Here is a 13,274-nt window from a genome sequence, read left to right as displayed (position 1 = left end):
CGCTCAGGACCTCAAGGCCGGGTCGAAGCCGACCGCCCGCCCATACGGCTGGTGGTTCACCCGGCGGGGACGTGGATGCCCTCGCCCCGCTCCAGGCGCGCCCGCCCGGCCGTGAGCGTGGCGACCCACTCGGCGAACGCGTCCACCTCGTCCTCGCCCACGGCCACCGCGAACTCGACGGCTGTCCCGTAGGCCACCTCGCGCAGGGCGTACCGCGAGGCGCGCAGGTCGTTCTCCACCCGCCCGGCCTGGTCGTGGGCGACGGACACGCGCACCACCGTCGCGGGAACCATGCGCGCCACCGCCCCATCCGCCTCCGCCCGGTCCAGCGTCTCGGTCACCGCCGACCCGTACGCGCGGACCAGCCCGCCCGCTCCCAGCAGCACCCCGCCGAAGTGGCGCGTCACCACGGCAACCACGTCGCTGAACCCCCGCCCCACCAGCGCCTGCACCATCGGGGTGCCGGCCGTGCCGCCCGGCTCGCCGTCGTCGTCGCCCTTCTGGACCCGCCGGCCGACCACGTACGCCGTGCAGTTGTGCGTCGCGGCCTGGTGCAGCCGGCGCCTTTCCGCGATGAACTCCACCGCCTCCTCCACGGTGCGCGCCGGGGCCACGGCGCAGAGGAAGCGCGAGCGCTTGGCCTCGGTCTCGTGCTCGACGCGGCCCTTGACGGTGAGGTAGGAGGTCACGCTGCCAAGCTACCGCCTTTACAACGTAGATCAGGGACGTGACGGGTGGGTCAGCGGGTCAGCGGGTCGGGGTGAGGGCGCGTTTGCGGGAGGCGTAGATGTCGTCGATCAGCCCGTACGTGCGCGCCTGCTCGGCCGTGAAGATGCGGTCACGCTCGATGTCGCGCCGGATGTCCGGCTCGGGGCGGCCCGTGTGCCGGGCGAGGATCGCCTCCTGCTGGTCGCGCATCCGCAGGATCTCGCGGGCGTGGATCTCCAGGTCGCTGGACTGGCCGCGCCCGCCCTCGGCGGCCGGCTCGTGGAGCAGGACGCGGGCGTGCGGCAGGGCTGCGCGCTTGCCGGGGGCTCCGGCCGCCAGCAGGACCGCCGCCGCCGAGGCGGCCTCGCCGATGCAGACCGTGTGGATCTCCGGCCGGACGAACTGCATCGTGTCGTAGATGGCGGCCATCGCGGTGAACGAGCCGCCCGGCGAGTTGATGTAGAGGCTGATGTCGCGGTCGGGATCGATCGACTCCAGCGTGAGGAGCTGGGCCATCACGTCGTTGGCCGAGGTGTCGTCGATGGGGGCGCCGATGAAGACGACCCGGTCCTCGAACAGCTTGTTGTACGGGTTGAGCTCCTTGACGCCGTAGGAGGTCCGTTCGGTGAAGGAGGGCAGCACGTAGCGTCCACTCATGTCAGTTGGTCCCCTCGGCGATGTGGTCGACGAAGCCGTAGTCCAGCGCCTCCTGGGCGGTGAACCACCGGTCGCGGTCGGAGTCGGCCTGGATGCGCTCCAGCGGCTGGCCGGTGTGGTGGGCGATGATCTCGGCCATCCGGCGCTTGGTGTAGAGCATGTTCTCGGCCTGGATCTGGATCTCGGCGGCCGAGCCGCCGATGCCGCCGAGCGGCTGGTGCATCACGACCCGGGCGTTGGGCAGGATGTAGCGCTTGCCGGGAGCGCCGGCGGACAACAGGACCTGCCCCATGGACGCGGCGAAGCCCATGGCCACCGTCGCCACGTCGCACGGCACGAACTGCATCATGTCGTACAGCGCCAGACCGGCGTGCACCGAGCCGCCGGGCGAATTGATGTAAAGGGTTATGTCGCGCTTCGGGTCCTCTGCGGCGAGCAAAAGCAACTCGCCGCAGAGCCGGTTGCATATATCGTCGTCGACCTCCTGGCCGAGAACGATTATCCGCTCCCTGAGCAGGCGCTGGCTGAGCTGGTCGGGCCAGGACGCGCGCATGGTCTCCGTCATCGGTCGCCTTTCCTTCGGGGACCGCGGCAGCCGTCCGGGCTTTTCGCGGCCGCCGAATGCGTGTCGAACTGCCCCTCAAACGCTAGACCCGGCGGAGGGCCATTCTTGGAGTTTTTCGCTGGCGGCGCATTTCTCTGAAAGCGCATTACTCCGAGAGTGAATTCACGTCGACATAGAATGCCGGATGTGAGAGTGAACCTCGCCCGGCGCTGGGCGTGCCTGATCCTGGGCGGGGCGCTGCTGATGCCGTACATGATGGTCGGCGTGCTGGTCGGCGGCCTGGCCGGCCAGGGGACCGCCACGCTGATGCTGCCGGTCGAGCTGGGGGTGTTCGTGGCGGTGCTGCCGGTCGTCGCGCTCACCGGCCTGTTCCTCCCGGTGCGCGGGCTGGCGGTGAGCGCCGCTCAGGGGCTGCTCGGGGCCAAGGTGCTGACGCCCCCGCGGCAGGAGCGCCGGTCGTGGCAGGAGCGCCGCCGCACGGCGGCCTGGTTCACGCTGCACCTGGCGGTCGGCGGCGTGGTCAGCGGGTGCACGCTGGCGGTGGTGCCGTTCACGCTGTTCACGCTGGCGCAGCCGTTCGTCCCGGGGCCGATCGACGTGCTCTCGCTGCGGGTGGAGGCGGGCGCGCCCGAGGTGGGGTGGGCGCTGGTAGGCGTGGTGACGCTGGCGGGGCTGGTGGCCATGGCGGCGGGGTCGGGGGCGCTGCTGGCCCGGCTGGCTCCCGTCCTGCTCGGCCCGACCCCGGCCGAGCGGCTGGCGGCGGCCGAGGAGCACGCCCGCACCCTGGCCGAGCGCAACCGGCTCGCGCGCGAGCTGCACGACTCGGTCGGCCACGCGCTGAGCGTCGTCACGCTGCAGGCGGCCGCTGCGGGGCGCGTGCTCGACCGCGATCCGGCCACGGCACGCACGGCGCTGGCCGCGATCGAGCAGTCGGCCCGTTCGGCGCTCGACGACCTCGACCACGTCCTGGGCGTCCTGCGCCGGGGGGAGACTCCTCCCGGCCGGGAGGAGGAGGCCGGACCCGGCCCGCGCGCACCGCAGGCGACGCTGGCCGACCTGGACGCGCTGGTCGCCGCCTCCGGGGCCCGGGTGCGGCACGAGGCCGGCGACCTGTCCGGCGTCCCTGCGGTGGTCTCCCGCGAGGCGTACCGGATCATCCAGGAGGCCCTGACCAACGCGATCAAGTACGGGCGGGGACAGGTCCGGCTGTCCGTCGGCGTCCACGACGGCGAGCTGCGGCTGGAGGTGCGCAACCCGATCGGCACCCGCACCGCCGGGCCGGGAGGCAGGGGCCTGACCGGCATGCGCGAGCGGGTCCGCCTCCTGCGGGGCGAGCTGGAGGCCGGCCCGGCGCCGGCTCCCGCCGACGCCACCCCGGACGCCACCCCGGACGCCTCTCCTGTCGGCACGGCCGGGGAGGGGTGGTGGCGCGTCGCGGCGCGGCTGCCGCTACGGTCGGGCGCATGACCGTGCGCATCGTGATCGCCGACGACGAGGACCTCGTACGCGCCGGGTTGCGCGTCATCCTCGACACCGAGCCCGGCCTGACCGTCGTCGGCGAGGCGGCCGACGGGGCGGAGGTGGTGCCCGTGGTGCGCCGCGAACGGCCCGACATCGTGCTGATGGACGTGCGCATGCCCGCGCTCGACGGCATCCAGGCCACCCGTCGGCTGGTGGCGATGACCGAGCCGCCGAAGGTGCTGGTGGTGACGACGTTCGAGAACGACGACCACGTCTACGACGCGCTGCGCGCGGGCGCCGACGGCTTCCTGCTCAAGCGCACCCGTCCCGACGAGCTCGTCCGCGCGGTCAAGCTGGTGGCCGCCGGTGAGACGCTGCTGTTCCCGGCGGCGATCCGGACGCTGGCGGGGCGCCGCCCCACGGCGCCGGTGCCGGGGATCGACCGGCTGACCGACCGTGAGGGCGACGTGCTGCGCCTGATGGCCAGGGGCCTGAACAACGGCGAGATCGCGGCGGAGCTGACGCTCGGCCAGGAGACGGTCAAGACCCATGTCGGCAACGTGCTGGCCAAGCTGGGCGTGCGCGACCGCACCCAGGCCGTCATCGCCGCCTACGAGTCGGGATTCGTGTCGCCGCGCTGAGGCGGCCCACATGGCGTCAGAGCGGGTCCTCCTCCAGCGGGTCCTCCCCCTGCGACGGGCCGGGCGTGCCCGGGCCCGACGGCGAGGGCGACGGGCTCGGTGAGGGCTGGCGCGGCTCCGGCGAGGCGGGCGTCGGCGGCGGGCTCGGCTCGAAGCTGGTGGGTGGCAGCGGCCGGGGCACCTGCTCGGTGTCGGCCCGGCCGAGCAGCATCAGCAACGCCATCACGGTGAGCAGCAGCACCAGCCCGACCAGCACGAGCAGGGCGATCAGCACCCGCTTGCGCGTCTCGGTCAGCGGCCTGCGGCCCGGCGGCGGGCCGGGCAGCGCGGGAGCCCGGTCGGTCAGCCAGTAGGGGACGAAGTCGGGCCCGTGCGCCGGGCCGATGAACGTGCCGCCGACCATGACCGGCTCCAGGAACCGTTCGGCCCCCGGCCGGCCCGGCGCGTACGGCACGGCCACCCACGGCGCCCGGCCCGTGTCCATCGCGAGCACCGCGGGCGCGTCCTCCAGCACGGCGGCCCGCGCCCGCACGGCCCGGCCGAGCCAGCCGCGCACGCCGCCGCGCGTCTCGGTCTCCCTGATCGCGGTGACGAACCGCTCGCGCGCCGCCGCGTCGAGCGCCGCGCCGCGCGTCAGCACGGCCAGGGACACCGCGCGCCCGTCGGCCGCCTGACCCAGGTAGACGAACCCGGCCGGCGCCACGTGCAGGCGCGCCTGGACCACGAACGGCCCCAGCCGGGGAGGGTCGCCGTACTGCAGCGGACTTGCCACGTCTGCCATGAAAGCACAGACGTGGCGTGGTGCACGTTCGCGGCACGTTTGGTGGAATGGGCTGCATGAGCGTCGCCGAAGAGTTGCCGGGAGGGACCGACGCGGCCGTGCTGCGTCAGGCCCTGGACGAGGTCCGCAGGGTCATCGTCGGGCAGGAACACATGGTCGAGAGGCTGATCGTCGCCTTGCTGGCACGCGGGCACTGCCTGCTCGAAGGGGTTCCGGGCGTCGCCAAGACCCTCGCCGCCTCCACCTTGGCCACCGTCGTGGGCGGCTCGTTCGCCCGGATCCAGTTCACCCCCGACCTGGTGCCGAGCGACATCGTCGGCACCCGGGTGTTCCACCCGTCCAACGAGAAGTTCGATGTCGAGCTGGGCCCGGTGTTCGTCAACTTCCTGCTCGCCGACGAGATCAACCGCGCCCCGGCGAAGGTGCAGTCGGCCCTGCTGGAGGTCATGGCCGAACGCCAGGTGACGCTGGCCGGCGTCACGCACCCGCTGCCCAGGCCGTTCGTCGTGCTGGCCACCCAGAACCCGATCGAGTCCGAGGGCGTCTACCCGCTGCCGGAGGTGCAGCGCGACCGGTTCCTGTTCCGGGTGCGGGTGCCGCATCCCACCGCTCACGAGGAGCTGGAGATCCTGCACCGGATGAGCGTCAAGCCGCCGGTGCCGGAGCGGGTGCTCGACCCCGAGCGGCTGCAGGCGCTGCAGGACGCCGCCGAGCAGGTCTCGGTGCACCAGTTGGTCGCCGACTACGTCGTGCGGCTCGTCATGTCCACCCGCGCGCCCGCCGAGTACGGCCTGGGCGAGCTGGGTGAGACGATCGAGATCGGCGTCAGCCCGCGCGCCACCCTGGGCCTGGTGTCCGCGGGGCGCGCCCTCGCGCTGCTGCGCGGCCGCGACTACCTGCTGCCCGACGACGTCCGCGACGTGGCGGTGGACGTGATGGCGCACCGGCTGATGCTCACCTTCGACGCCCTGGCCGACGGGGTCGATCCCGAGCAGGTCGTCCGGCAGATCCTGCACGCCGTGCCTCCGCCTCTCGTCGTGTGGAACCAGCAGCGGTGACGACGCCGCCGACTCCCCCACCGACCCCACCACCGTCGCCCGGGCGGGCGACGACGGCGGAGCAGGCGCTGCGCCGCCTGGAGCTGAAGGTGCTGCGCAAGCTCGACGGTCTGCTGCACGGCGCCCATCAGGGGTTGCTGCCCGGCCCCGGCAGCGAGGCGGGCGACAGCCGCGTCTACGTCCCGGGTGAGGACGACGTGCGCCGGATGGACTGGGCGGTCACCGCGCGCACCACGGTTCCGCACGTGCGCGACCTGATCGCCGACCGCGAGCTGGAGACCTGGGCGCTGGCCGACCTGTCGCCCAGCATGGACTTCGGCACCGCCGACACCGACAAGCGCGACCTGGTCGTGTCCGCGATCGGCGCCATCGGGTTCCTGTCGAGCCGGCTGGGCGACCGGTTCGGCGCGCTGGTGATCCACGACGAGCACGTGCACCGCATGCCGGCGCGGTCCGGCCGTCCCGCCCTGTACGGGCTGCTCCACTCGCTGATGGACGCCCCGCGTGGCCGGGTCGTGGCCGACCCGCCCGACCTGGCGGAGGGGATCGACGTGCTGGCGGCGGCGCGCAGGCGGCGCGGCATGCGGGTGGTGGTGTCCGACTTCCTCGACGCCCGGCCGGTGCTCGACCCCGACGCCGAGCGGCCGTGGGAGCGCCCGATCCGCCGCCTGGCGGCCCGCCACCAGGTGCTCGCGGTCGAGGTGATCGACCCGCGCGAGCTGGAGCTGCCGGACGTGGGCCGGGTCGCGTTCGCCGACCCCGAGACCGGGAAAGTACGCGAAGTGCACCTTTCGCCCAAAGTTCGCCGCGCCTACGCCGAGGCAGCCGCGCTCCAGCGTGACGGCACCCGCGCGGCGCTGCGCCGCGCGGGCGTCGCGCACCTGGTCCTGCGCACCGACCGCGACTGGGTGTTCGACATCGCGCAGTTCGTGCTCCGTCAGCGCCGCACAGGCCACCTCGTCCGGCGGAGGGCCGCGCCATGACCTTCCTGTCCCCCGGCTGGCTGTGGCTGTTCGTGCTGCCCGCGCTGCTGGTCGCCGGGTACGTCGCGGCGCAGCTCGCCCGGCGCCGCTACACGGTGCGCTTCACCAACCTGGCGCTGCTGAACCTGGTGGCGCCGGCCGCGCCGGGCTGGCGGCGGCACGTGGCGCCGCTGCTGTTCCTGGTGATGATGGCGCTGCTGGTGATCGGCGCGGCCAAGCCCGCCGACCAGGTGCGGGTGCCGCGCGACCGGGCCACCATCATGATCGCGCTGGACGTGTCGCTGTCGATGGACGCCGACGACGTGCAGCCCGACCGGATCACCGCCGCCAAGGCCGCCGCGCAGGCGTTCGTCAAGGAGCTGCCCGACCGGTTCAACGTGGGCGTGGTGTCCTTCGCCCGCTCGGCGAACGTCGTCATCTCCCCCACCACCGACCACCAGGCCGTGGTCACCTCGATCGGCAACCTCACGACCCGGCCCGGCACGGCGATCGGCGAGGCGGTGTTCAACGCGCTCGACTCGGTGCGCTCGTTCGACCAGGACGCCGCCACCGACCCGCCGCCCGCCGCGATCGTCCTGCTGTCCGACGGCGACAACACCTCCGGCCGTTCGGTCGCCGAGGCCATCGAGTTCGCCAAGCGGGCGCGGGTGCCGGTGTCCACGATCGCGTACGGCACGCAGGAGGGCACCGTCAACATCGACGGCCGGCCGGTGAACGTGCCCGTCAACAAGCAGACCCTGAAGACGCTGTCCGAGGGCACCAGCGGCCGGGCCTACTCGGCGGAGTCGGGCAGCGAGCTGCGCGACGTCTACGAGCAGATCGGCACCTCGCTCGGCTACAAGCTGGTCGACCAGGAGGTCACGCAGTGGTTCCTGGTGGCCGCGCTGGTGGTGGGGACGCTGATGGCGGGCGCCGCCGTGCTGCTGGGCATCCGCATCCCGTAACGTCTACGCCCGTGGCCCACTACTTCTCCGAACGGCCGGGCACGGCGAGCAGGCCCGGCAGCGTCGACCTGGTGCTGCCGGACCTGCACCTGCGGCTGGAGACCGACAGCGGCGTCTTCTCGCCCGAGCGGGTGGACCTCGGCACCCGGATCCTGCTGGAGACGGTCCCGCCGCCGCCGCGCGAGGGCGACCTGCTCGACCTCGGCTGCGGATACGGCCCGATCGCGCTGACCATGGCGGCACGCGCGCCCGGGGCGACCGTGTGGGCGGTGGACGTCAACCGGCGCGCCGTCGAGCTGACGGAGCGCAACGCGCGTGCCGCGGGCCTCGGCCGCGTCAGGGCCGTGCACGCCGACGAGCTGCCGGACGGGGTGACCTTCCGGGCCATCTGGTCCAACCCGGCCATCCGGATCGGCAAGCCGGCCCTGCATGACATGCTCACCAGGTGGTTGTCGCGGCTGGCGCCCGGCGGCGTCGCCTACCTGGTCGTCCAGAAACACCTCGGCTCCGACTCCCTGCAACGCTGGCTCGGCGAGCAGGGCTGGCAGGCCTCCCGCGAGGCCTCCCGGGCCGCCTACCGCATCCTGAAAGTGGAACGTTGAGAAGGCAACTGCGACCCACCGACGTCAAGCGGCTCAACCGCACCTGGCGGCGGCAGACCGGCAACAGGCTCTCCCTGATCCTGGAGTCGGTGACCGGACCGTTCAACGTGGGCTCGATCTTCCGCACCGCCGCGGCGTTCGGCGTGGACCAGATCTGGCTCGCCGGCAACGCCACCCCGCCGACCAACCCCAAAGCGGGCAAGACCGCGCTCGGCACCGAACGGCTGGTCTCCTGGCACGAGCCGACGCCGGTCACCGAGGCGGTCAAGGCCGCCCGCGACGACGGCTACACCGTGCTGGCGATCGAGCTGACCGCCGAGGCGGTGCCGCTGCACCGCGCCGACCTGGCCCGCGACGTCTGCCTGGTGGTCGGCAGCGAGGACCACGGCTGCTCACCGGCGCTGCTCGACGCCGTCGACGGGGCCTGCTACATCCCGCAGGTCGGGCGGGTCGGCTCGGTCAACGTGGCCGTGGCCGCCGCCATCGCGCTGGCCGAGGCGCGCCGCCAGGAATGGCAGAGCCTGCCTGATTCGTAACCTTCTTCTTCACTCACGTTCTTCATCCACGGTTCGCTCGGAAGGCATACTTCAGGACGTGTACGCCCGCCGCTTCGCCTTTCTCGACCATCCCGGCCCGCTGGCCTTCGCCCACCGCGGCGGGGCCGCCGAAGGCGCCGAGAACTCCGCGGAGGCCTTCGAGCGGGCCGTGCGGCTCGGCTACACCTACCTGGAGACCGACGCCCACGCCACCGCCGACGGCGTCCTGCTGGCCTTCCACGACCACACGCTGGACCGGGTGACCGACCGGCGCGGGCGCATCTCCGAGCTGCCCTACCGGGCGGTCCGGCAGGCCCGCATCGGCGGCGTCCACGAGATCCCGCTGCTGGAGGACCTGCTCGGCTCGTGGCCGGAGATCCGGTTCAACATCGACGTCAAGGAGGCCGCCGCCATCGCCCCGCTCGCCGAGGCCGTCCGGCGGACCGGCGCCCACGACCGCATCTGCCTGACGTCCTTCTCCGACGAGCGGCTGGTGCTGGCGCGGGCCGCCATCGGCAAGGAGGTCTGCTCGGCGCTCGGCCCGCGCGGCGTCGCGGCGCTGCGCGCCGCCGCGACCACGTCCGGCTACGGCCGCCTGCTGAGCCGCCTGTCCCGGGCGGGCGTGCCGTGCGCGCAGGTGCCGGTGGGCTTCCGCGGGCTGCGGGTCACCACCCGCCGCCTGGTCCGCACGGCACACGCCATCGGCATGCAGGTGCACGTGTGGACGATCAACGATCGCGACCGCATGGAGCAGTTGCTCGACCTCGGCGTCGACGGCATCATGACCGACGACATCACCGGCCTGCGCGACGTGCTCGACCGGCGCGGCCAGTGGCATCCCGGCCGCCTGGCCGCCTGACCGTCCGATCCAGGGCCCGGCGCCGCCGGGCCACGCCTGAGGAGCGACCCGACACCATGTCCGCATCCGCACCCCCCGCGGCCTCCGACCCCGCAGCCGAGTCGCCGGCCGCCCGCCGGCGCGAACAGCGCGGCTGGTACGTCTACGACTGGGCCAACTCCGCCTTCAACACCACGGTCATCTCGGTCTTCCTCGGCCCGTACCTGATCCCGGTGGCCCGCACCGCCGCCTGCGCCGAGGACTTCCCCGACGTGCCGGCCGCGACGTGCGCGAGCGACTTCGACCGGCTGGCCGCCGCCTCCCCCGGTCTGGGGTACGTGGACGTGCTGGGCCTCGACGTGCGGCCGGCGGCGTTCTTCGGGCTGGTCATGACGGTCTCGGTGTTGCTGCAGATCGTGTTCCTGCCGATCGTGGGCGCGCTGGCCGACCACACCGGCCGCAAGCGGGAGCTGCTCGGCGGGTTCGCCTACGTCGGCGCGCTCGCCACCATGGGCCTGTACTTCGTCGAGGGCGACCGCTACCTGCTGGGCGGGGTGCTGTTCGTCGTCGCCAACGTGGCCTACGGCTCGTCCGTCGTGGTCTACGACTCGTTCCTGCCGCAGATCTCCACGCCCGACGAGCGCGACGCCGTCTCCTCGCGCGGCTGGGCGATCGGCTACCTGGGCGGCGGGCTGCTGCTGGCGCTCAACCTGGTGCTCTACCTTCAGCACGAGAGTCTCGGGGTGGGCGAGGGCATGGCGGTGCGCATCAGCCTGATGTCGGCCGGCCTGTGGTGGGCGATCTTCACGCTGGTGCCGCTGCTGCGGCTGCGCAACCGGCCGGTCCCGGCGCACGAGACGACCGCGCTGCGCTCGGTGGGCGGCAGCTTCCGCCAGCTCGGCCGTACGCTCAAGGAACTGCGCCGCTACCCGCTGACGCTGCTGTTCCTGGTGGCCTACCTGGTCTACAACGACGGCATCCAGACGGTCATCGGCAACAGCGCGGCGTTCGCGGCCGAGGCGCTCAAGCTCGACAAGACGGTGCAGATCAGCGCGATCCTCATGGTGCAGTTCGTGGCGTTCTTCGGGGCGCTGCTGCTGGGGTCGCTGGCCCGCCGGCTCGGCACCAAGCGCACGGTGCTCGGCAGCCTGGTGGTGTGGACGGCCATCGTGATCGTCGCGATGTACGTCCAGGAGGGGCAGGCGCTGCAGTTCTACCTCATGGCGCTGGCCATCGCGATCGTGCTGGGCGGCACCCAGGCTCTGTCGCGGTCGCTGTTCTCACAGGTGATCCCGAAGGGGCGGGAGGCCGAGTACTTCAGCCTGCTGCAGATCAGCGACAAGGGCTCGGCGTTCATCGGCTCGCTGACGGTGACCATCGCGCTGCAGCTCACCAACAGCTACCGGATCGCCATCGTCTCGATGATCGTTTTCTTCGTGCTGGGCTTCGTGCTGCTGGCTCTGGTCAACCTGCCGAAGGCCATCCGCGCGGCGGGCAACGAGGTGCCCGAGCGCATCTGACGCCCTGGGCCCGCCGGCACGGACATTTCCTGACATCTCTGACGCGTGGGAAGGGCCGTCTCCCGTGGGGCTGTCGCGCCCGCCGGGGCAACTCCTGGGGGCGGAGGAGATTGGATCACCCCGCAGGTGGGAATCCCATCACGGTACCAAGCGTTAGACACCGTGGGAGACAGACCCCCCACGCATGGGGGCCCTGTAGGAGGCATTTAGACATGGGCGAGCGCGCACTTCGTGGCACCCGGCTCGGGGCAACCAGCTACGAGAACGACCGTAACACGGATCTGGCCCCGCGCCAGGAGGTGCCCTACACCTGTCCGAAGGGCCATAACTTCGAGGTTCCGCTCGCCGCCGAGGCCGAGATTCCCGCGACGTGGGAGTGCCGCATGTGCGGCGCGACCGCCGTACGGGTCGATGGCGAGCAGCCGGAGTCCAAGAAGACCAAGCCGCCGCGGACGCACTGGGACATGCTGCTGGAGCGGCGTTCCATCGAGGACCTGGAGGAGGTGCTCAACGAGAGGCTGGCCGTGCTGCGTGCCCAGCGTCGCAAGAGCGCCTGATCTGATTCCACGGTGTGAGCCCCCGGGCATCTGCCCGGGGGCGTCTTTGTGTCTTTGCGTCCGCCGTCCCCCGGCTGGGCCGGGCGGAGGGCGGGGAAGCCGGGTCTACGGCTCGCGGTCCTCGCGGAGGACCTCGCCGTGCACGACCTTGCCGTGGACGACCCGGCCGGACACCGGCCCGCCGGGCTCGGCCCCGCCCGGCTGCGTCGGGAACAGGTGCGCGTACGGCGACGCGGCCGCCATCCGCTTGATCCGGCGCTCGAAGAACCAGGAGCCCAGCCGGCGCATCGCCGGCCGGGTGACCGGCAGCAGGCACGCCATGCCGACGACGTCGCTCAGGAAGCCCGGCGTCAGCAGCAGCGTGCCGCCCACCAGGATGATCCCTGCGTCGGCCAGCTCGCGGTCGGGCATCCGGCCCGTCTGCAGCGACTCCTGCAACGCCCGCCAGGCCCGGCGCCCCTCGCGGCGCACCAGCCAGGCGCCGAGCATGCTGACGGCGATCAGCACGGCCACGGTCGTCCAGCCCCCGATGACCTGGCCCACCTGGATGAGCAGCCAGATCTCCAGGACCGGGACGACCAGGAAGGCCAGGAAGAGCAGCAGCCGCATCATGTCCTCGTCTCCGCGCAGCGCACACTTACGTCTCGAACAACGTCCGGCGGGGCCGGAGCGTTCCGGGTCAGCGGCGTCTGCCGCGCAACCGGGCGGGCAGCCCGGCCAAGCCCCACACCGCGATCCGCCAGAACGCCTCCACCATGATCCGGCGGCTCATCTTGCTGGTGCCCACCGCCCGCTCGACGAACGTGATCGGCACCTCCACCACGCGCAGCCCCTGCCGGGCCGTGCGGAGGGTGAGGTCGACCTGGAAGCAGTAGCCTTCCGACTCGACGTCGGACAGGTCGAGCTTGTCCAGCGTGGCGGCACGGTAGGCGCGGAAACCCGCGGTGGCGTCGCGGACCCCGAGGCCGAGCAGGATGCGCGTGTAGACGTTGGCCCCCCGGGACAGCAGCTCGCGCGAGGCCGGCCAGTTGACCACCTTGCCGCCGGGCACGTAGCGCGACCCGATCGCCAGGTCGGCGCCGCCGGCCACCGCCCGCAGCAGCTCGGGCAGCTCCTCGGGCTGGTGCGAGCCGTCGGCGTCCATCTCCACCAGCACGTTGTAGCCCTCGTCCAGGCCCCAGCGGAAACCGGCGAGGTAGGCGGCGCCCAGCCCCTGCTTGCCGGGCCGGTGCAGCACGTGGATGTGGTCGTCGGCGGCGGCGAGCCCGTCGGCGACCTCGCCCGTGCCGTCCGGACTGGCGTCGTCGGCCACCAGCAGGTGCGCGTCGGGCACGGCGGCGCGCAGCCGCTCGGCGATCAGCGGCAGGTTGTCACGCTCGTTGTAGGTCGGGACGATGACGAGCACACGGCCGAGAGTCTCCAT

16 protein-coding genes are annotated in these 13,274 nt (G+C 72.7%); 10 read left to right on the top strand and 6 right to left on the bottom strand.

Annotation, left to right across the window (positions count from 1 at the left end; translation table 11 throughout):
- Nucleotides 1-56: 56 nt before the first annotated feature.
- Genes ACGF0J_RS16150 through ACGF0J_RS16140 form a run of 3 tightly spaced genes read right to left on the bottom strand, consistent with a single transcriptional unit; the run spans nucleotide 57 to nucleotide 1,930 of the window.
- Nucleotides 57-689 (bottom strand): IMPACT family protein, encoded by a 633-nt coding sequence (locus ACGF0J_RS16150; RefSeq protein WP_393146324.1) that lies wholly within the window; start codon nucleotides 687-689, stop codon nucleotides 57-59.
- A 58-nt stretch (nucleotides 690-747) separates the two neighbouring features.
- Nucleotides 748-1,365 carry an ATP-dependent Clp protease proteolytic subunit gene (locus ACGF0J_RS16145; protein ID WP_393146322.1) on the bottom strand — a complete coding sequence of 206 codons (618 nt, stop codon included), beginning with the start codon at nucleotides 1,363-1,365 and terminating at the stop codon, nucleotides 748-750.
- Between the two features lies 1 nt (nucleotide 1,366).
- Nucleotides 1,367-1,930 (bottom strand): ClpP family protease, encoded by a 564-nt coding sequence (locus tag ACGF0J_RS16140; RefSeq protein ID WP_393146320.1) that lies wholly within the window; start codon nucleotides 1,928-1,930, stop codon nucleotides 1,367-1,369.
- Between the two features lie 186 nt (nucleotides 1,931-2,116).
- Here ACGF0J_RS16140 and ACGF0J_RS16135 point away from each other — a divergent pair, with 186 nt between their 5' ends.
- Complete coding sequence (locus tag ACGF0J_RS16135) at nucleotides 2,117-3,397, top strand: sensor histidine kinase (protein WP_393146318.1); 1,281 nt, start codon at nucleotides 2,117-2,119, stop codon at nucleotides 3,395-3,397.
- Nucleotides 3,394-4,032 carry a response regulator gene (locus ACGF0J_RS16130; RefSeq protein WP_393146316.1) on the top strand — a complete coding sequence of 213 codons (639 nt, stop codon included), beginning with the start codon at nucleotides 3,394-3,396 and terminating at the stop codon, nucleotides 4,030-4,032. The genes ACGF0J_RS16135 and ACGF0J_RS16130 overlap by 4 nt, the downstream gene beginning before the upstream one ends.
- 16 nt (nucleotides 4,033-4,048) lie before the next feature.
- Here ACGF0J_RS16130 and ACGF0J_RS16125 read toward each other — a convergent pair whose 3' ends face one another.
- Nucleotides 4,049-4,813, bottom strand: coding sequence for a hypothetical protein (locus ACGF0J_RS16125; RefSeq protein WP_393146314.1), 765 nt, complete (start codon nucleotides 4,811-4,813; stop codon nucleotides 4,049-4,051).
- Between the two features lie 56 nt (nucleotides 4,814-4,869).
- On the opposite strand from ACGF0J_RS16125, the gene ACGF0J_RS16120 reads away from it, so the two are divergent.
- From ACGF0J_RS16120 to ACGF0J_RS16085, 8 genes are all read left to right on the top strand, one after another.
- The gene (locus tag ACGF0J_RS16120; RefSeq protein WP_393146312.1) at nucleotides 4,870-5,871 is read left to right on the top strand and encodes an AAA family ATPase; all 1,002 of its coding nucleotides are present in this window, start codon (nucleotides 4,870-4,872) and stop codon (nucleotides 5,869-5,871) included.
- A complete protein-coding gene (locus ACGF0J_RS16115) occupies nucleotides 5,868-6,854 on the top strand; it encodes a DUF58 domain-containing protein (protein WP_393146310.1) in 987 nt (328 codons plus the stop codon). Before ACGF0J_RS16120 ends, ACGF0J_RS16115 begins: the two co-directional genes overlap by 4 nt.
- On the top strand, nucleotides 6,851-7,798 hold the full coding sequence (locus ACGF0J_RS16110) for a VWA domain-containing protein (RefSeq protein ID WP_393146308.1): 948 nt from the start codon (nucleotides 6,851-6,853) through the stop codon (nucleotides 7,796-7,798). Before ACGF0J_RS16115 ends, ACGF0J_RS16110 begins: the two co-directional genes overlap by 4 nt.
- A gap of 11 nt (nucleotides 7,799-7,809) precedes the next feature.
- Complete coding sequence (locus ACGF0J_RS16105) at nucleotides 7,810-8,400, top strand: class I SAM-dependent methyltransferase (RefSeq protein WP_393146306.1); 591 nt, start codon at nucleotides 7,810-7,812, stop codon at nucleotides 8,398-8,400.
- A complete protein-coding gene (locus tag ACGF0J_RS16100) occupies nucleotides 8,397-8,936 on the top strand; it encodes a TrmH family RNA methyltransferase (RefSeq protein WP_393146304.1) in 540 nt (179 codons plus the stop codon). The genes ACGF0J_RS16105 and ACGF0J_RS16100 overlap by 4 nt, the downstream gene beginning before the upstream one ends.
- Nucleotides 8,937-8,994: 58 nt before the next feature.
- Nucleotides 8,995-9,795: a glycerophosphodiester phosphodiesterase family protein gene (locus tag ACGF0J_RS16095; protein WP_393146302.1), complete on the top strand. Its 801-nt coding sequence runs from the start codon at nucleotides 8,995-8,997 to the stop codon at nucleotides 9,793-9,795.
- A gap of 56 nt (nucleotides 9,796-9,851) precedes the next feature.
- The gene (locus tag ACGF0J_RS16090; protein WP_393146300.1) at nucleotides 9,852-11,294 is read left to right on the top strand and encodes an MFS transporter; all 1,443 of its coding nucleotides are present in this window, start codon (nucleotides 9,852-9,854) and stop codon (nucleotides 11,292-11,294) included.
- A 212-nt stretch (nucleotides 11,295-11,506) separates the two neighbouring features.
- Nucleotides 11,507-11,851 carry an RNA polymerase-binding protein RbpA gene (locus tag ACGF0J_RS16085; RefSeq protein ID WP_101786769.1) on the top strand — a complete coding sequence of 115 codons (345 nt, stop codon included), beginning with the start codon at nucleotides 11,507-11,509 and terminating at the stop codon, nucleotides 11,849-11,851.
- A 105-nt stretch (nucleotides 11,852-11,956) separates the two neighbouring features.
- Here the strand turns inward: ACGF0J_RS16085 and ACGF0J_RS16080 are convergent, their stop codons facing one another.
- The gene (locus ACGF0J_RS16080; protein ID WP_393146298.1) at nucleotides 11,957-12,463 is read right to left on the bottom strand and encodes an FxsA family protein; all 507 of its coding nucleotides are present in this window, start codon (nucleotides 12,461-12,463) and stop codon (nucleotides 11,957-11,959) included.
- Nucleotides 12,464-12,530: 67 nt separating this feature from the next.
- On the bottom strand, nucleotides 12,531-13,274 hold the full coding sequence (locus tag ACGF0J_RS16075; RefSeq protein WP_393146296.1) for a polyprenol monophosphomannose synthase: 744 nt from the start codon (nucleotides 13,272-13,274) through the stop codon (nucleotides 12,531-12,533).

The sequence above is a fragment of the Nonomuraea sp. NPDC047897 genome, assembly GCF_043204415.1.
Taxonomy (GTDB): Bacteria; Actinomycetota; Actinomycetes; order Streptosporangiales; family Streptosporangiaceae; genus Nonomuraea.
This window is presented reverse-complemented; position numbering and strand designations above follow the sequence as displayed.